Raw genomic sequence first — 16,375 nt, 5'->3', positions numbered from 1 at the left:
GCTACTCCTTCAGCATGTAGCCAACGCCGCGCACTGTTTGAATGTAAGGAGTTGAAAATGAAGCATCAATCTTTTTACGTAAATAACGAATGTATACATATACAATATTTGTGTCTCCGTAATAATCAAATCCCCAAACGTTTGTAAGAAGCTGTTCAAAGCTCAGCACTTGATTTTTGTTTTGAAGCATATAGACAAGTAAGTCATATTCTTTAGGAGTCAGCTCAATAGCTTCATTTTCACGCGTAACTTCTCGCGTTTTTTCGTTAACGACTAAATTGCCTAGTTGAAGAGTGGCTGTTTCTTGTTCAGGAGTCGATGTTGATGCAGGATGGCGAAGCCATACGCGAATGCGTGCAAAAAGCTCTTCAATTTGAAAAGGCTTTGTAATGTAGTCGTTTGCTCCTAAATCTAGTCCGCTTACCTTATCAGGAAGGGCGTCTCGAGCTGTTAATAAGATAACGGGCGTTTGATCATCATTTGCTCGAATGCGACGAAGTACTTCGAGTCCGCTCAGTTCAGGAAGCATCACATCTAAAAGCAGCAAATCCCAATCGTGTTCTTGAAACTCTGCCAATCCTTCTGTTCCCGTGTAAGCCATGCCCGTTTCGTACCCTTCATGTTCAAGCTCGAGCTGAATTAAACGAGCAATTTTGCGCTCATCTTCTACAATTAAAATTTTGCCTTTACTCAACAAAAATTCCCCCTTGTGTCTATGTATAGTTGCGTACATTATAGCACGGAGAGATTGGAGGTGTATAAAAACAGCCGGAGGTTAGTCCGGCTGCTGATCTGCTGAAAGAGGAAGGTGCAAGATAATGGCAGTGCCTTCGTGAAGAGTAGATCTTACTTCGATATGGCCTTTATGAAGTTCACAAATAGCTTTTGCGATGCTCATGCCAAGTCCAGCACCTTCTGTTTTTTCCGTTGTATTTGTGCCGCGGTAATAGCGGTCAAATAAATTTTTCTGCGTTTCTTCATCCATTCCAATTCCATCATCTTGAATCGTAATCAAGACGCGGTCACTTTTTATCGCGGTCGAAATTGTAATGGTAGTGTTCTTAGGGTTATGTTTAATAGCATTAAAAATTAAATTATCAAGCATTCGTTCAAACCAGCGCGGGTCAGCTTGAATAAAAGGTTGAAGATGAGCGGGCACATAAGAGAAGTGAACATTTTCAATGGTTCTATCGTTAACGAATTTTAAAACAATATGCTGAAGTAGTTGATGAACGTCTACTTTTTTTGTTTCTAAAACAACCACGTTATTTTTAAGCTTAAAGGCCAATGAAAAATCCTCTACAAGCTCCACCATGTATTCACTTTTATCACGGAGTGTTTGGCCAATTTCTTTTAACTCTTCTTCGTTCCAATTGTAATGGCCGCTTTCAAGCATATGCCCATATCCTTGAATCGTCGAAAGAGGTGTGCGCAAATCATGTGATATTCCCGTCATCCATTCTTCGCGAGTAGTTTCTAGCTGCTTTCGTTCTTTTTCAGCTAAGCTAAGCTGCTCCGCCATCTCATAAAAAGCGGTGATTACTTCTGAATACAGACGATATTGAAAGCGTACTTTTCCATTCTTCCGAAAGACGCGCTTCCGCTCTTTTTGTGTTAGCACTTCTGAATAGTTTCCGCTTCCCATGCGCCCAAGCCAGCTGGTGAAGAGAAGTAAGGGTCCGCCGTAGCGAAAAGCGTTCCAGATGGAGAAAGCGATGGTGGCTATAAGAACGGAAACAGCCACGATGATGGAGATCATCCAAGCTTTTCGAATAATAGATTCATCGGTTATACTGTGGTAATTATTAGGAGTGTAAAAAACCCATGAAATTTTCTTCTTTGGATCATGGAATACAGTAGCTGTTGAATCATATTTATCTTGTTCAATTTTTCGGGAAATAATTTCTAAAGGATCGTAACGTGTTTTTTCTTTAGACATTCTAATTGAAGCTAAGATATCACCTTTCTCATTTAAAATTTGAAGCGAAGCATCTTTTTCTTTTAACGCCTTTTTGATAAGAGGGATATCGCTTTTGGGAGGCACACTTTGTTTATTGTATTCAGCATACAAAGCATATAGCTGGTCTTTTAAATCACTTTTATAGCCCAAAATATAATAAGTAGGTGTAGTCAAAAAGGTATCAAGTTCTGTTACTACATTATAGCCTTTAAATTTTTTGGTTTTATCCATTTCTAATAACTCTGAAAGACCGTAGTGCTTAGGTAAGTCTTTTGGGGAGTTAATTTCTCCAATTACTTTTCCTTGTTTGTTCAGTACTTGGTACCATAGTCCTTCTTGTTTAAGTTGTTTTGCTAAATCATCTGAAACGGTTGCTTTTCCACCTTCAACTGTTGTATCCCCCGTTAACACGCTAAGTGATCCAGAGGGTAAGTCTCTTTTTATATCTTGCTTTGAAAGGTAATAAGCTAGAAACATTAAAGCGCAAAAAAGAACGCAGCAAACACATGCAATAATCGCAATAAACTGAAATGAAAAATGAAAGGTCAACCTTCTTTTAATGGATTTCATAGCGCTTTTCCGTTCACTAATTTATACCCAAGCCCTCGTACCGTAACTAAATGTTTTGGGTTGCTAGGATTATCTTCAATTCGTTCTCGAATTCTTCGAATATGCACGGTTACTGTATTATCGTCTACAAACTGATTATATCCCCAGACGGCTTCAAGAAGCTGTGATTTAGAAAGAACAATATTCATATTTTTACAAAAGTGAAGAAGCAATAAAAACACTTGTGCGGGGCAAGAAACCGTTTGACCGTCCACAATGAGTTCTCCTGCCGATTCATCTACAGTAAAACGATCAAACTCATAGCGATTTGACGATTGTGGTTCCGTTCTTATAGAAGTTCCTTCAGTCAGCGCTTGCTTTCTGCGCAGTCGTGCTTTAATTCGTGCCGCAATTTCTAAAGGATTAAACGGCTTAGTTACGTAGTCGTCTCCTCCCATGGCGAAACCCGTTAGTACGTCCAGGTCGGATACTTTGGCTGTTATGAATAAAATATACGCGTTTGAGAGCTCACGAATTTTAGGACAGATATCAAATCCGCTTTGATCGGGAAGCATTACGTCCAACAAAATAATATCAATTGTTTGATCATGTAAAACATCCAGCGCTTCTTGAGCGGTGTGAGCTTTATAAATTTGGTTGAATCCTTCTTTTTTTAATACTGTCTCCAGCATTTTGACGATGGCAATTTCATCATCAACTAGCAATATAGACGCATCTTCCAACGTAAATCACCTCTGTTTCATTTCATACGTATTCGATTTTAGCATAAGAACATTACGAAAAGATTAACAAAATTGGAAAATGTTAAGGAAAAGATAATCTCCTGGTTATTTTCTTGAAAACTTCATTTCATATACTAAATGCACAGACACATAGTAAAGGAGTTAAAAGGATGAGTAATGATTTTAGGCGGGTTAAAGTAATTGATAGTATGAGAGGATTCAGCTTGTTTGGTATTTTACTAGCGAATATGCTGATTTTTCAATATGGCATTTACGGAAAGGATATGATTCATCTCTTCTCGCTATCACCAAGTGATTCAGCAGCCTATGTCTTTTTAAAAGTCGCGGTAGAGGAAAGTTTTATGCCGATTTTCACCTTTTTATTTGGCTATTCAATGGTGAAGATGAAAGAAAGCTTAGAAAGAAGGAAGCTAGGGGTAAAAAGGCATTTCTTTCGCCGTTTTCTTCTACTTCTAGGGTTTGGCTTACTGCATGGAGTGTTTTTATGGGAAGGAGATATTCTTACATTTTACGGAATGATGGGAGTATTTTTACTACTTTTCTTTTTAAAGCGTAAAGCCAAAACACTTTTGGTGTGGGCATCGATTTTGCTGGTCCTTACAGGAGCATCCGGATACGGTTCATTAAACGATAATATGTATCTTCTTAGCGATAAACAAACGCTTACGACATATGTAAAAGATACGATTCATGTGTATGGAAGTGGAACTTATGAACAGATTAAAGACCACCGCAACAATGTTGATCCGATGAATATAGCAGGATATAAATTTGCTTTTGCCTTCTTGTTTACGCCATTTATAATGGGCGCTTTGTTTTTATTTGGTATGTATGCAGGAAAGAAAAAGTGGTTTTACGATGTTTCAGCTAATCAAAAACAGTATGGCCGTTGGGCAGCCGCGCTGATTCCGCTTGGCTTGCTGTTAAAAGGGACTATGTACGTATGGCCAGATGCGAATTGGGCTGGTTCTACACATATGTTAGGTGGAAGTCTTCTATCTCTTGGTTATATTGCAGGCTTTGCTTGGTTATATGCGAAATACGAGAAGTCATTTTTGATAAAGGCTTTTGAAAGTGTAGGCAGGATATCGCTTAGTAATTATTTAATGCAAACGGTCATATGCACGACGATTTTTTACGGTTACGGATTAGGTTATTTCGGAAAGCTCGGCATGATTGCAGGGATTTTTGTCTGCATAGGTATTTACGGAATTCAGCTTATCAGCAGCTATATGTACGTGCAAAAATTTCAAACTGGACCGGTGGAAAAGCTACTGCGTATATGGACAAATTTTTCTTGGAGTGGAAAGCCCAAAGAAAAAAAAGCCTTACCGGCGGAAGTAAATCATCCTTTTGTTGGATGATAGCAGTCAAACTTATTTAAAAGGAGATTTTAAAAATGTGGGCTATTAGTGTAAAAGAGTTTCAAAGCTTATTTAAAAGTATTAAATCAATTATCGTTATCTTAATCGTATGCGGTGCTTCCTATGGAATAGCCCATATAGTTAGTCAACTTGGAGGTCAACTGACAAGTGCACAGATTCAAGATGGAGCCAACGGGGGAATTTTGGTGATGCTTCTCGGGTTCGGACCTTTATTTATTTCAAGTCTTTCTCATAATATTATTAATCAAGAAATTAAAACAAGAACAGCAAGGTTTTTAGTTACCAAAACATCAAGAGAGCGTATTGTACTAGGAAAATTCTTAGGTATTTGCTGTTTCTGGCTTGTTTGTATCTCTATTTCATTTCTACTGATTGTGTTTATTTCGCATCATTTTTCTTTATATATATTTTTAGAGTGCCTGCTATTCACCGTTTGTATCATTTCATTTGTTTTAATGCTTTCAGCTTTAATGCCAAGCCCAACTCATACTATGTTTTTATCAATTATTTTATCGTTTGTTCTACCGGTACTGAGCGTGTGGAGCATATTTTCATCAAAAGCGTACATTGCATGGTTTAAGTATGTGACACCCTACTACTATTTAAAGCTGGAGAAAGGGTATCTAACAGTTCTTCTTATTTTTGCAGCACTTTGTTTATGTACGGCACTTTGGAGTTTTAAAAGGAGAGAAGTATAATATGTATGCTATTGAAACAAGTAAATTAACTAAAAAATATGGATCTAAAACAGTTGTTAACGGTATTAATTTACAGGTACCACAAGGGGAAATTTACGGATTTTTAGGAAGAAACGGAGCAGGAAAGTCTACATTTATTAATATGCTTACCGGCGTTTCATTTCCTTCAGCAGGAGAATTTACGCTGCTGGGACAGAGTGATATTGATTTAGAGCTTCAGAAGAAAATAGGTGTGCTTCCTGACTATGCTAACTTTTATGATGAGATGACAGCGCTCAATCATTTGCGCTATTTTTTAAAGATAGACGGCCATCGTTTTTCGAAAGAACACTGTAGTATTGTACTGAAGAAAGTAGGATTAGAAGGACATGAGCATCAGAAAGTTGGAAAGTTTTCATTTGGAATGAAAAAGAAGTTAGGAATTGCTCAAGCAATTGTAGCAGACCCAGATCTTATCTTTTTAGATGAACCAACTTCTGGAGTAGATGTTGAATCTGCTCTTCACATTCATGAACTAATAAGAGAACTCCAAAATCAAGGCAAGACAATTTTTATGACGTCTCATAATTTAAATGAAGTTGAGAAGATTTGTACACGTGTAGCGATTATGAAAAATGGGGTCATTTTAATAGAAGGTACAATGGAAGAGCTGCGCTTTCAATATCAAGCGAAAAAAACGGTGATGATTAAACATGATCCCTACCCAAGCAGTCATAAAGAATATATTCAACAGTTTTTCCGTACGTTGAGTCCCGAAGTTGAATACCATCACATGTACACAAAAGTGATGCTTCAAAAAGAAAGAAATATTCCTCTTATTATTCGCGAATTGATTCAATGCGGCATCGACATTTATCAAGTTCACGTCGAAGAACCTTCTTTAGAGGAAATCTTTTTGCAAAAAAATATTGTGGATCACTCACAGGTGAGTTAATGGGCGAAAGTCCGTTGGTTTACTACTCAGTCTGAATACATTATTTATAAATACCAGTTAGGAAGCTTCTGACAAAAACATGTTCATTTTCTCAAGAAACTGATAAGATAGCTAATGACATTTAAAAATAAGAAAGGATTTCGATTATGTTATCAGCTATTAATTCAGTAGATTATACCATCTTCCACGCGGTGAATCAGTATGCCTCACACGTAAAGCCTCTAGATTCGCTGATGGTATTCTTTGCAGATTATGCCCAGTATGTACTTATCGTTTTACTCGGCTTGTTTTTACTTATTAATAAAAACGGCAGCCGTGTTGTAGCATTTCAAGCTTTGTGTGCTTGTGCCACAGGAGTCATTATCAATAAAGTGATTAGTTTATTTGCTTATCGAGATCGTCCGTTTATCTCTCACCACGTGAATCAGCTTGTTGATCACGCCGCAAATTCTTCATTTCCAAGCGATCATGCTACATCTGCATTAGTTATCACTTTTACCATTTGGCTGCATTTCAAACGTTCAGGACGCATGTGGGTTGTCATGGGCGTACTCATTGCCTTTTCACGCGTATGGGTTGGCGTTCATTATCCATTCGATGTGTTAACAGGAGCCGTTTTAGGCTGCGTGCTGGCGCTGTTTATTCATTATGTTATTTTTAATACGAAACTGATGAGGTCCATTACCAACTTGTCTATTTTTCGAAAATCAGCTTATGACGAACAGTCTCAATATTATTAAGAAAAAGTCGCAAATACGCGGCTTTTTTTATTGGGAAATTTTTAATGTATTTAATACTTGTTTTTTAAAATTAAATTGTGTAAAATTAAATCACAGAAACGATAAATAAAAAACTTTTAATAAAATTAATGAAAAAGAGGAGAGGTTTATACATGAAAGCTTTATATGAAACAACAGTCGTTAACACAGGTGGAAGAACAGGAGAAGTTCACTCTTTAGATAACATCTTTAACTTAGACGTTGCAACACCTCCAGCGCTTGGTGGAGAAGCAACAACAGCAACAAACCCAGAGCAGCTGTTTGCAGCTGGATACAGTGCTTGTTTCAACAGCGCGTTAGAATTTATGTTGAAAAAACATAACGTAGAAATCAAAAGCAGTGAAGTAAAAGCTACTGTTCAGCTGCTTCCTGATAAAGCTGATCAAGGAGTGAAAATTGGAGTAGCGCTTGAAGCACATATCGAAGGCTTAGATTTAGAAACAGCGAAAAAATATGTAGACCTAGCTCATTCATACTGTCCGTATTCAAAAGCAATCAGCGGCAACGTAGACGTAACGGTAGAAGTAGTTTAATTGCTTTAAAAAGCCCTGCTAAGCATGTAAAGCTTAGCAGGGCTTTTTTATTTGAATTTTCTCTATTCATTTGTAAGCGGTACTAGTATAATGAGGAAGAAAATGAATCATTCGCACAGTTTAGGTGCTCTTACATAGCGTAAGAGGTAACAGGGAATCGAGTGCAAATCTCGAGCGGTCCAGCCACTGTAAGCAGGGAGTTTTCTATCTTATCGTCACTCAAAATGGGGAAGGCGGTAGAAAATGATGATCTCAAGCCAGGAGACCTACCTATTCTGTACACTTGACTCTTCTAGGAAAGAGGCGGTGTATCAAGGTACGCAGTGAGCAATTGCTGTTTATTTTCATATGCCGACACGGCCTCAATTTCTATAGAATTGAGGCTTTTTTACGTTTTATTTTAAAAAAAGGAGTGTAGGAAATGGAAGGTTTATCAGTTTTTTTACTTGTCTTTTTATTAGGAATCAGGCACGGATTGGATGCAGATCACTTAGCTTTTATTGATGGCCAGACCCGATATAATTGGAGAATGGGCAGCCGTTTTGCCCCGTGGGTTGGAACGCTGTTTTCACTAGGTCATGGAGGAATGGTGGCCGTCACGGCCGGGGTGCTGGGCGTGGTGATGAAGAATTTTACGTTTCCTTCATATTTCGATCATTTTGCATCTTGGGTATCCATTATCTCTCTCTTTCTGATTGGAACATTAAACACATATCATTTGCTTCGAACTAAAAATAAAGAAGAAGAGTTTCAGCTGAGCGGATTAAAAGGGAAGTTTATTCCGAAAATCGCAAAAGGAACAACGAATCCTTTTTTAATTATTCTTGTAGGGGCATTGTTCGCTTTAGCAGCCGAAACGGTCAGTCAAACGGCCGTGTGGTCTCTAGCTGCAGGGAACGCAGGCAAGTATACGCCGCTTTTGTTGGGACTAGTGTTTATGTTTGGCATGATGCTTACAGATACAATCGATTCGATGATTGTACATAAAATGGTGAATGAATCGAGTAAATTTGGACAATCTGCTTCCCGCTTGATGGGCTGGGTTATTGTTGTCCTCGCGTATGGTGTGTCGTTCTATTTAGCATTCACTTTCTTTAACCCATGGGCCGAAGTAAACTTTGAAATGGTTGGCGTTATTCTGTTTATTTTTTTAGTGTCTATGTTTGTTTTTGTGAGTGTGAAGTCAAAAGGGAAAAATATTAAAATAAATGTCAATTAGTCAAACGAAAGCTTTAATCTGTTGAAGATTGAAGCTTTTTTGTATGAATTTGTTGAAGTTTATGGCTATTTTCGGTCGGTTATGAATAAGTTAAAGTATTATCTGTATTTAAAGGATGGAAAATTGTCTGAAAACCATTATAATTAAGGATAATTTAAGGTCGTTATGTGAAACGTAGAACATAGTTATACGTAAAATAAATAAAAGCATTTAATGCAAGCAGCAGGGGTTGTTTGGAGGAGGAATTGATTTGAGTCAGGTAATGGTAGAACAAAGCGTGTTTAGTTATTTAAAAGAACACGAACAAGATATGCTTGAAGATTTAATTGGATTTGTGAAAAAAGAATCACCGTCCTACAGTAAAGAGTTAGTAGATCAGTGTGGAATGTATTTAACGCAGCTGTTTCAAAAGCGGTTAGGGGTAGGGTACGAAATCATAGAAGAAAAAGAAGTAGGAAACCACTTGAAATTTACGATTGGAGAAGGAGAAAAGCAGCTTTTAATTATCGGTCATTTTGACACGGTATGGGAAAAGGGAAGGCTGAGTCTAAGAACGGAGGGAAACAAGCTGTATGGTCCGGGAATTTTAGACATGAAAGGCGGCATTGTACAATCTATATGGGCGATTAAAGCGATTCAAGAGCTTGGCTTATCGCTCGATAAAAAAATTGTGTTTTTCTGTAATTCGGATGAAGAGATTGGGTCAATTTCTTCTAAAAAATACATTGAAGAAGAAGCACAAAGAAGTGAAGCAGTGCTAGTAGCGGAACCAGCGGTGGCGGGTTCAGGTGCGTTAAAAACGTCGCGCAAAGGAGCGGGGATTTTCACCGTAAAAGTATGGGGACGAGCAGCACACGCGGGTAATCACCACAAAGAAGGAATCAATGCGATTGAAGAGCTGGCGCGCCAAGTGATTTTCTTGCAGGGCTTAACAGATTATGAAAAAGGTACAACGGTGAACGTTGGGACATTTACGGGAGGCAGCGGTACAAATGTAGTGCCGGAATATGCAGAAGCGCACGTGGATTTACGTGTTTCTACAGAAGAAGAAGCAAAACGCATGACGGATATTATTTTGAATTTAACACCCATTTTAAAAGGGATTAAGCTCGAAGTAACGGGAGGCATGAATCGTCCTCCGATGGTCAAGTCTAAACAAACGGAAGAGCTATTTGAATGCGCTCAGTCAATCGCGGCGAAACTGGGTATGAAATTGGAAGAAGCAGCTGTGGGCGGCGGAAGTGATGGCAATTTTACAGCGGCCATTGGTGTTCCCACGCTGGATGGATTAGGAGCATGCGGAAAAGGAATACATGCAGAATATGAACATATTCAAATTGATACGTTGTCCGAGCGTTCTTCTTTATTTGCGAATTTGCTGCTGCAAATATAAAAAAAGCCCGCCTCAAACGGCGGGGACTAATCTTAAAGCTTATATTGGGAGAGTATAAGCTTTCTTTTTTTATTTACTGCTTTCTTCTTGAAGAGAAAAGGCAGTTTCTTTCTTTTTGAATACCACTGCATCAAGAGCAAGGAACTGGCTTCCTGCAAGAAATAAGTGAGCAGACATGGCAATTAAGGCAATATCAAATTCAAACCCGCCAACAAATCCGCTTTTAAGCTTGGCTGTAAAAATGGCGCCAAGCATAACTGCCACAAATAAAGCAGATACGACTCTTGTTGCTAGGCCAAGAATAATAAGAATCCCACCTACAAGTTCAATGGTTGCAACAATATATGCCATGAAACCAGGGATTCCTAAGCTATCGAAGAACCCTACTGTATTTTCAATCCCGCCTTGCCATTTTTGAAAGCCGTGTACTAAAAATGTAAAACCTAATACTAAACGAATAATAAGTGAACCAATTTCGACGTTTTTATTCACTTTACTTCCTCCTTTAAGTGTATTTGAAAAACACTACATTATGTAGTGTGAAAGCCCGAAAAAAGAAATGTAGCAATTAAATCAGAAAGTCTTTCTTATTTGGATAATTTTATAACATTATGAACATCACACTACACATTGTAGTGTGATGTTTGTCCTCAGTCAAGAGGAAATATAAAATTAGACCATTTGGCATACAAAAATTTTCTGAAGAGCACTTGAAAAATCCTTTAATTATGTACAAGTTAGTCCCTTATTTTCAATCTTATTCTCCAACATGCTATACTGATGGCGGAGGTGTTACGATGCGTTTAGAAAATAAAAGAGTTATTGCGCTTGTTAGTGCAGACTTTGAAGATCTAGAACTATGGTATCCAGTGATGCGTCTTCGAGAAGAAGGAGCAGAAGTACATTTAGTTGGAGAAAAAGCAAACGAAACGTACATGGGGAAATACGGTGTTCCAGCCGTATCGGACTACGCGTTTAAAGATGTTGATCCAGCTGAATATGATGCTATTTTAGTACCTGGGGGCTGGGCGCCGGATAAACTGCGCCGCTATCCTGAAGTAATTGAAATGGTTCGTCATATGGATGAACAGCAAAAGCCAATCGGCCAAATCTGCCATGCAGGATGGGTATTAATTTCTGCAAAAATCTTAGATGGCCGAAACGTAACAAGTACGCCAGGAATCAAAGATGATATGGAAAATGCGGGAGCTATTTGGCATGATGAAGCAGTCGTAATCGACGGCCACATTATTTCAAGCCGCCGTCCGCCAGACCTTCCTCCTTATGCAAAAGCATTTGCTGATGTACTAGCAGAGCAATAAGAAAAAAGCCGAAACCACATTGGTTTCGGCTTTTTTATAAGATCCGTTAAAAAAAGAAATGATAAAGTAAATAAAAAGTATCATTAAAAAAGCGAGCAGATGCATCTGCTCGCTTTTGTTCGTGTTTCTTATCAGTAACTTGCTTTTGCAAGTGTAAAAACAAAATGATTACTTTCTTTATAAAATCCATGATTACGGTTTTTGTATGTTTCGTTGTTGTTAGGGCACAATTAGCATTGATTGTGCTTGCATGGATTTCATCCATTGCCGCGGTTTGTTTTTCCACATGATCGATTAACCTAAACGACGCAAGCCCTACCTCTCTTGCATCCTTACGGCTCCGAAGCCGATCCAGTGTGAATAAGTTTTGTTCAAAGACATGTGTCGAATGCCAGTATTTTTACCTTGCATTGTACGATACATCCTTTCAAGTTACTTTCACTATGTCCAGCTCTTAAAGAAAAGCCAGAAATCTAAATATAACACCTCAGTTGATCTATGTCAAATAGAAAATGTGATTTTTTCACGTGAAACAATTGCAGCTAAAACATGGTTAAATAAAGGGATATCTTTTTTATATGGAAGAGTTTTTTGATACGATAAGTTAGAGGAATCCTAGAGGAGGATGAAAAATGAATAAAAATGAACAGTTTCGAAATGATGTATTGAGAAGTGTAGAATCATTAACATATGAACAATTAAATCAACAGCCAGCATCTAATACATGGAGCGTTATGCAAGTATTAGAACATTTATATTTGATGGAGCGCATGATTGTTTCACGTGTAAAGGATCAGTTAGAAAACGGTGTGGATCAGCCAACTGAAGATAAGCCGCTTCATTTAGCGGTAGACCGTTCGCGAAAAGTAGATGCACCGGCTCAAGTTACGCCTTCTAATGAAAAGCAGACATTAGAAGAGATGAAGAGTAAGCTGGCAGAATCAAGAGCGGCTTTAATAGAGCTAGAAGAAACAGCAAGTGAAGACAAGCTAAAGCAAAAATCATTTCCACACCCTGTGTTTGGGTTAATGGATTTAAAGCAGTGGATTGATTTTATTGGCTATCATGAAAAGCGTCATCAAGAACAAATAGAAGAAATCAAAACAGCAATTGATGCATAAAAAAAAACAGGCAGTCCGCCTGTTTTTTTATTTTTGGACCAAAATAGGATAGTCCGACATCATCCAAATACCAACACTGTATGTTTGGGGATTATGATTCCCTACGGTAGAGCCTGTTTGAATCGTAAACGAGAGTTGCAGAGGATCTTGATCGTAATAAATCGTTTGCTTGGTGGAAGGGGAATAAAGGCGCTTCGGAGGGATTTTAGGAACCGTATCCGTCGTGTTAACAAAACAGCGGCTATTTGAAACAAGATTTGTGTATGTTTGAACGAATTGAGGATCACCTACTCGAGGAGCTCCGTAGTTGTACATTGTAACTTCCGGAAAAGATGCGTTTGTGGCGACATCTAAGGCATGAAGAGCAGCGAGTGCACCACCTAGGCTATGCCCCGTTATATAAAGTGGCTTGGGGGTAAGGGACTGATATGTTTCAAAAATTTCATCACGGCATGATTCGTAAACGGCTAAAAAACCTTCGTGAACGAGACCAGCTTGTTGATTGTATGGATAAGGGCGCTGCCTAATGCGAGCATCAGCAATCCAGTCTGCCTCAGATTGAGTTCCTCGAAAGGCAATTACGATAGAGTCATCAGATTCTAAAATAAAACCAAACCATTCTTGCACCCCTACGGCAGAAGCTTTAAACGATTTAATAAGCCGGTAGCCTTCAGGTACATCAAATGTGCCTCCCTGTGCGTATTGCTTATAAGCTAAGACGCACGCATAAAGAAGGTCTAGAGCTAAAGGACGATAAAATAAAGGCTCTATTCTCATCATTGTTTTTCACACCTTCTAATAGAAAATAACTCCTATAGCCTATGTGTTCCTGAGAAGAAAGGTGCAGATACCCCTCTTTTGAAAGCAATAATTACGGAATGTAAACGGTTTATTATTGGATGTTTTTGAGGATTTTACAAGTTTTTTTGTATATTTTAACTAAAAATTAGTTTTAATTTAGAGTTTTATTGTTAAAATTTATAATTTAACTTATAATTTAAAATAGTCTGAATGTAAAATAAGGGGGTTATCGTTTGGAGCAATTTGTAACGAGTTTGAATAATGTGCTATGGAGCACGCCTGTTATTTATGGGTGTCTTGCGATTGGCCTGTTTTTCTCAATTTTAACGAGGTTTTTGCAGGTGAGACACTTAAAAGACATGATTATGCTGATGTTTCAAGGTAAAAGTTCAGAAGCAGGAGTTTCTTCCTTCCAAGCCCTGTCTCTAGCGCTGTCGGGACGAGTCGGAACAGGAAACATTGCTGGAGTTGCGACAGCTATCGCGTTTGGAGGTCCAGGGGCTGTATTTTGGATGTGGACAGTTGCTTTTATTGGTGCTTCTAGTGCATTCATCGAATCAACACTTGCTCAAATTTATAAAGTTAAACAAGATGGCCAATATCGAGGTGGTCCAGCGTACTACATTGAAAAAGGAACAGGTATGAAATGGTATGGCATTTTATTTGCTATTGCAGCACTTGTTGCGATGAGTATCTTAATGCCGGGCGTTCAGTCTAACTCCATCGCGCTTGGAATCGACAACGCATTTGGCGTTAGTCCAACGGTTACAGCAGTAGGATTAGTTATTATTCTTGCTTTTATTATCTTTGGAGGCGTTAAGCGTATTGCAGGAGTGGCCCAATTCGTTGTACCTTTTATGGCACTTGGGTATATTATTTTAGCTCTTATTATTATTGCCATGAACATTTCCGAGTTGCCGGGAGTTATCGCTCTTATTTTTAAAAGTGCTTTTGCATTAGATTCTGCTTTTGGAGGAATTGTTGGTTTAGCTGTTTCTTGGGGAGTTAAGCGAGGTATCTATTCAAACGAAGCAGGACAAGGTACAGGACCTCACGCAGCAGCTGCAGCAGAAGTTTCACATCCGGCGAAACAAGGTCTTGTACAAGCTTTTTCGGTTTATATTGATACACTGTTCGTTTGTTCAGCAACAGCGTTTATGATTTTATTCACAGGCATGTACAACACAGAAGGACCAGGCGGTTCATTTATTATTTCAAATTTACCGGGTGTAGAAGCAGGACCTGGATTTACACAAGCTGCTATTGAAACAGTGTTGCCGGGGTTCGGAGCTGGGTTCGTGGCAGTTGCTCTATTTTTCTTCGCGTTTACAACGATTATGGCTTATTATTACATTGCTGAAACAAATATTGCTTATCTAACTCGCGGAAAGAACGGAAAGTGGGCTATGTTTGCATTAAAGCTTGTCCTTCTAGGAGCTACGTTCTACGGGTCAGTTAAACAAGCATCACTAGCTTGGGCGTTAGGTGATGCGGGACTTGGTATCATGGTATGGCTAAATTTAATTGCTATCTTAATTTTAGCTAAGCCTGCGTTAGTTGCATTAAAAGACTATGAAGCTCAGAAAAAACAAGGGGTAGACCCTGTGTTTGATCCCGTTAAACTAGGAATTAAAAATGCAGACTACTGGGAGAAAGAATATAAGAAAGATGAGTCACAAGTTTCGTAAACAAGAAAATCCTCACATATGTGAGGATTTTTTTATGAAGAAAGCGAGGCAGAGGAGTTATTTAAGTTATATCGATCCTTCAAACAATGAATACGGTGTAGTTCTTCAAGCAGATGGTGAATTGCAAGCAGTTCGTAAAGCATTGTTGTTTCCGTTGAAAAAGGGTGATCCTCTCTGTTTTCTTCCTGCTTATGTGCCCAAAACCTTTGTTTTAAAGTCAAAACAAGCGTTTGATGATGCAAAGAGCTTTTATATTGTTCATTTTGTAAGACGTTATGAAAGGAAATGAATGTATCCCATATTACTTGATGTCTTGCACTTTGCAGCTGATGAGCAGGCAAGTAAATTAAATTACCAATATGGTAGACAAGCTGCCTCATAAGAGAAAGTTTCTTATATTCATAGTGGAATTTTCTCATAGCTGTACGAGTGAAATGATGAAACTTCCATTCTTTTCGCTGATACTCACAAAGCGTCTCAATTTTTTCAATTTCAGCGGAAAGCTGCTGAAATTGAAGCTTTGTTTGTTTATGACAAGCATGTACTTGGGAAAGTTCGCTTCCTCTTTGCTGTAAAACGCTGCTCATTTGTTTTGAGAGATTTTGAATTTTCCTCGTAATAATCGGTGTATAATTAGGAGGAAGAACGATGATATTCAAAAGTGAAGAAGTAAGCAGCCCAATACTGGTGGTCGCTAAACGAATTAAAAACGAGATGAAATAATGATCGTGCACAATCGTCAGCATAGCCACTCCTGTTAGCGTGGCAACGAGTGTTCCTGCATGCAAACGCAATTTAGAACAGGATATAATAGTAGAAACAGCAACAAACATATAGGTAAGCGGCGTCACTCCTAATAGAAATGTGTAAAGCATGGCAAAAGCAGCTCCGATTGCTGAAGCAGGAAAGCGGATGAACGCTTTTTTAATAGAATCGGCAGCTGTTGGTTCAATCGTAACAATAGCTGTAATAACAGCGAGCATATATGGCCAGCCGATAGACTGGCAAATGAGTGCAGTCAAAAAAACGGCAATGCCTGTTTTAATAATACGACCGCCTAAAAAATTGAATTTTTTTACGTAAATCATTATGCATACCTTCTTTAAAACAGTTAGTAGTTTAATTATAAGGCATATTAAGGTGATAGGAAAACATGTCTTAAAAACTAGCTTTTAAAAAACGAATAAATATACTATAATTTGTTTAAATATTTAAAAGAGGAGTACGAC

The 16,375-nt window shown here is 38.3% G+C and carries 17 protein-coding genes and 1 riboswitch; of the genes, 10 read left to right on the top strand and 7 right to left on the bottom strand.

The window, feature by feature from the left end; all coding sequences use genetic code 11:
• Position 1: 1 nt before the first annotated feature.
• From ACFX4G_RS20145 to ACFX4G_RS20135, 3 genes are read right to left on the bottom strand one after another with little or no spacing between them, the layout of a single operon-like run.
• Positions 2–733, bottom strand: a complete 732-nt coding sequence (locus ACFX4G_RS20145) for a response regulator transcription factor (RefSeq protein WP_377576427.1) — start codon at positions 731–733, stop codon at positions 2–4.
• Between the two features lie 42 nt (positions 734–775).
• The gene (locus tag ACFX4G_RS20140) at positions 776–2,530 is read right to left on the bottom strand and encodes a sensor histidine kinase (RefSeq protein WP_043975764.1); all 1,755 of its coding nucleotides are present in this window, start codon (positions 2,528–2,530) and stop codon (positions 776–778) included.
• Positions 2,527–3,252: a response regulator transcription factor gene (locus ACFX4G_RS20135; protein ID WP_377576424.1), complete on the bottom strand. Its 726-nt coding sequence runs from the start codon at positions 3,250–3,252 to the stop codon at positions 2,527–2,529. The genes ACFX4G_RS20140 and ACFX4G_RS20135 overlap by 4 nt, the downstream gene beginning before the upstream one ends.
• 170 nt (positions 3,253–3,422) lie before the next feature.
• Here ACFX4G_RS20135 and ACFX4G_RS20130 point away from each other — a divergent pair, with 170 nt between their 5' ends.
• The 7 genes from ACFX4G_RS20130 (at position 3,423) to ACFX4G_RS20100 (ending at position 10,214) form a co-directional block, all read left to right on the top strand.
• On the top strand, positions 3,423–4,637 hold the full coding sequence (locus ACFX4G_RS20130) for a DUF418 domain-containing protein (RefSeq protein WP_043975760.1): 1,215 nt from the start codon (positions 3,423–3,425) through the stop codon (positions 4,635–4,637).
• Positions 4,638–4,672: 35 nt separating this feature from the next.
• Positions 4,673–5,356, top strand: a complete 684-nt coding sequence (locus tag ACFX4G_RS20125; RefSeq protein WP_377576421.1) for an ABC transporter permease — start codon at positions 4,673–4,675, stop codon at positions 5,354–5,356.
• A gap of 1 nt (position 5,357) precedes the next feature.
• Complete coding sequence (locus ACFX4G_RS20120) at positions 5,358–6,290, top strand: ABC transporter ATP-binding protein (RefSeq protein ID WP_377576418.1); 933 nt, start codon at positions 5,358–5,360, stop codon at positions 6,288–6,290.
• Between the two features lie 146 nt (positions 6,291–6,436).
• Positions 6,437–7,030, top strand: coding sequence for an undecaprenyl-diphosphatase (locus ACFX4G_RS20115; protein ID WP_043975754.1), 594 nt, complete (start codon positions 6,437–6,439; stop codon positions 7,028–7,030).
• A gap of 152 nt (positions 7,031–7,182) precedes the next feature.
• On the top strand, positions 7,183–7,602 hold the full coding sequence (locus ACFX4G_RS20110; RefSeq protein WP_013055083.1) for an organic hydroperoxide resistance protein: 420 nt from the start codon (positions 7,183–7,185) through the stop codon (positions 7,600–7,602).
• 105 nt (positions 7,603–7,707) lie between these two features.
• Positions 7,708–7,890: riboswitch (cobalamin riboswitch) on the top strand.
• Between the two features lie 133 nt (positions 7,891–8,023).
• Positions 8,024–8,821 carry a HoxN/HupN/NixA family nickel/cobalt transporter gene (locus tag ACFX4G_RS20105; RefSeq protein WP_043975750.1) on the top strand — a complete coding sequence of 266 codons (798 nt, stop codon included), beginning with the start codon at positions 8,024–8,026 and terminating at the stop codon, positions 8,819–8,821.
• A 229-nt stretch (positions 8,822–9,050) separates the two neighbouring features.
• Positions 9,051–10,214: a M20 family metallopeptidase gene (locus ACFX4G_RS20100; protein ID WP_043975748.1), complete on the top strand. Its 1,164-nt coding sequence runs from the start codon at positions 9,051–9,053 to the stop codon at positions 10,212–10,214.
• A 69-nt stretch (positions 10,215–10,283) separates the two neighbouring features.
• On the opposite strand, the gene ACFX4G_RS20095 is transcribed toward ACFX4G_RS20100, so the two are convergent.
• The gene (locus ACFX4G_RS20095) at positions 10,284–10,706 is read right to left on the bottom strand and encodes a DoxX family protein (protein ID WP_016762814.1); all 423 of its coding nucleotides are present in this window, start codon (positions 10,704–10,706) and stop codon (positions 10,284–10,286) included.
• A 305-nt stretch (positions 10,707–11,011) separates the two neighbouring features.
• On the opposite strand from ACFX4G_RS20095, the gene ACFX4G_RS20090 reads away from it, so the two are divergent.
• On the top strand, positions 11,012–11,536 hold the full coding sequence (locus tag ACFX4G_RS20090) for a type 1 glutamine amidotransferase domain-containing protein (RefSeq protein WP_013055087.1): 525 nt from the start codon (positions 11,012–11,014) through the stop codon (positions 11,534–11,536).
• A 46-nt stretch (positions 11,537–11,582) separates the two neighbouring features.
• Here the strand turns inward: ACFX4G_RS20090 and ACFX4G_RS20085 are convergent, their stop codons facing one another.
• A complete protein-coding gene (locus ACFX4G_RS20085) occupies positions 11,583–11,822 on the bottom strand; it encodes a hypothetical protein (protein WP_230184681.1) in 240 nt (79 codons plus the stop codon).
• Positions 11,823–12,168: 346 nt separating this feature from the next.
• On the opposite strand from ACFX4G_RS20085, the gene ACFX4G_RS20080 reads away from it, so the two are divergent.
• Complete coding sequence (locus ACFX4G_RS20080; protein ID WP_377576415.1) at positions 12,169–12,657, top strand: DinB family protein; 489 nt, start codon at positions 12,169–12,171, stop codon at positions 12,655–12,657.
• 27 nt (positions 12,658–12,684) lie between these two features.
• Here the strand turns inward: ACFX4G_RS20080 and ACFX4G_RS20075 are convergent, their stop codons facing one another.
• A complete protein-coding gene (locus tag ACFX4G_RS20075) occupies positions 12,685–13,437 on the bottom strand; it encodes a lipase family protein (RefSeq protein ID WP_013081488.1) in 753 nt (250 codons plus the stop codon).
• 254 nt (positions 13,438–13,691) lie between these two features.
• Here ACFX4G_RS20075 and ACFX4G_RS20070 point away from each other — a divergent pair, with 254 nt between their 5' ends.
• Positions 13,692–15,146 (top strand): alanine/glycine:cation symporter family protein, encoded by a 1,455-nt coding sequence (locus ACFX4G_RS20070; protein ID WP_043975744.1) that lies wholly within the window; start codon positions 13,692–13,694, stop codon positions 15,144–15,146.
• Positions 15,147–15,178: 32 nt separating this feature from the next.
• On the opposite strand, the gene ACFX4G_RS20065 is transcribed toward ACFX4G_RS20070, so the two are convergent.
• Positions 15,179–16,234: an aromatic acid exporter family protein gene (locus ACFX4G_RS20065; protein ID WP_377576412.1), complete on the bottom strand. Its 1,056-nt coding sequence runs from the start codon at positions 16,232–16,234 to the stop codon at positions 15,179–15,181.
• Between the last annotated feature and the right edge of the window lie 141 nt (positions 16,235–16,375).

It is taken from the genome of Priestia sp. YIM B13486 (assembly GCF_042787865.1).
GTDB classification, from domain to species: Bacteria; Bacillota; Bacilli; order Bacillales; family Bacillaceae_H; genus Priestia; species Priestia megaterium.
Note: the sequence above shows the minus strand (reverse complement) of the source record. Positions and strands in the feature narration are given on the sequence as shown.

Coding starts and splice junctions, on each gene's coding strand:
- ACFX4G_RS20115 (WP_043975754.1), top strand. CDS start 6,437: ATGTTATCAGCTATTAATTCAGTAGATTATACCATCTTCCACGCGGTG.
- ACFX4G_RS20065 (WP_377576412.1), bottom strand. CDS start 16,234: ATGATTTACGTAAAAAAATTCAATTTTTTAGGCGGTCGTATTATTAAA.
- ACFX4G_RS20120 (WP_377576418.1), top strand. CDS start 5,358: ATGTATGCTATTGAAACAAGTAAATTAACTAAAAAATATGGATCTAAA.
- ACFX4G_RS20090 (WP_013055087.1), top strand. CDS start 11,012: ATGCGTTTAGAAAATAAAAGAGTTATTGCGCTTGTTAGTGCAGACTTT.
- ACFX4G_RS20140 (WP_043975764.1), bottom strand. CDS start 2,530: ATGAAATCCATTAAAAGAAGGTTGACCTTTCATTTTTCATTTCAGTTT.
- ACFX4G_RS20105 (WP_043975750.1), top strand. CDS start 8,024: ATGGAAGGTTTATCAGTTTTTTTACTTGTCTTTTTATTAGGAATCAGG.
- ACFX4G_RS20130 (WP_043975760.1), top strand. CDS start 3,423: ATGAGTAATGATTTTAGGCGGGTTAAAGTAATTGATAGTATGAGAGGA.
- ACFX4G_RS20080 (WP_377576415.1), top strand. CDS start 12,169: ATGAATAAAAATGAACAGTTTCGAAATGATGTATTGAGAAGTGTAGAA.
- ACFX4G_RS20145 (WP_377576427.1), bottom strand. CDS start 733: ATGTACGCAACTATACATAGACACAAGGGGGAATTTTTGTTGAGTAAA.
- ACFX4G_RS20125 (WP_377576421.1), top strand. CDS start 4,673: ATGTGGGCTATTAGTGTAAAAGAGTTTCAAAGCTTATTTAAAAGTATT.
- ACFX4G_RS20110 (WP_013055083.1), top strand. CDS start 7,183: ATGAAAGCTTTATATGAAACAACAGTCGTTAACACAGGTGGAAGAACA.
- ACFX4G_RS20075 (WP_013081488.1), bottom strand. CDS start 13,437: ATGATGAGAATAGAGCCTTTATTTTATCGTCCTTTAGCTCTAGACCTT.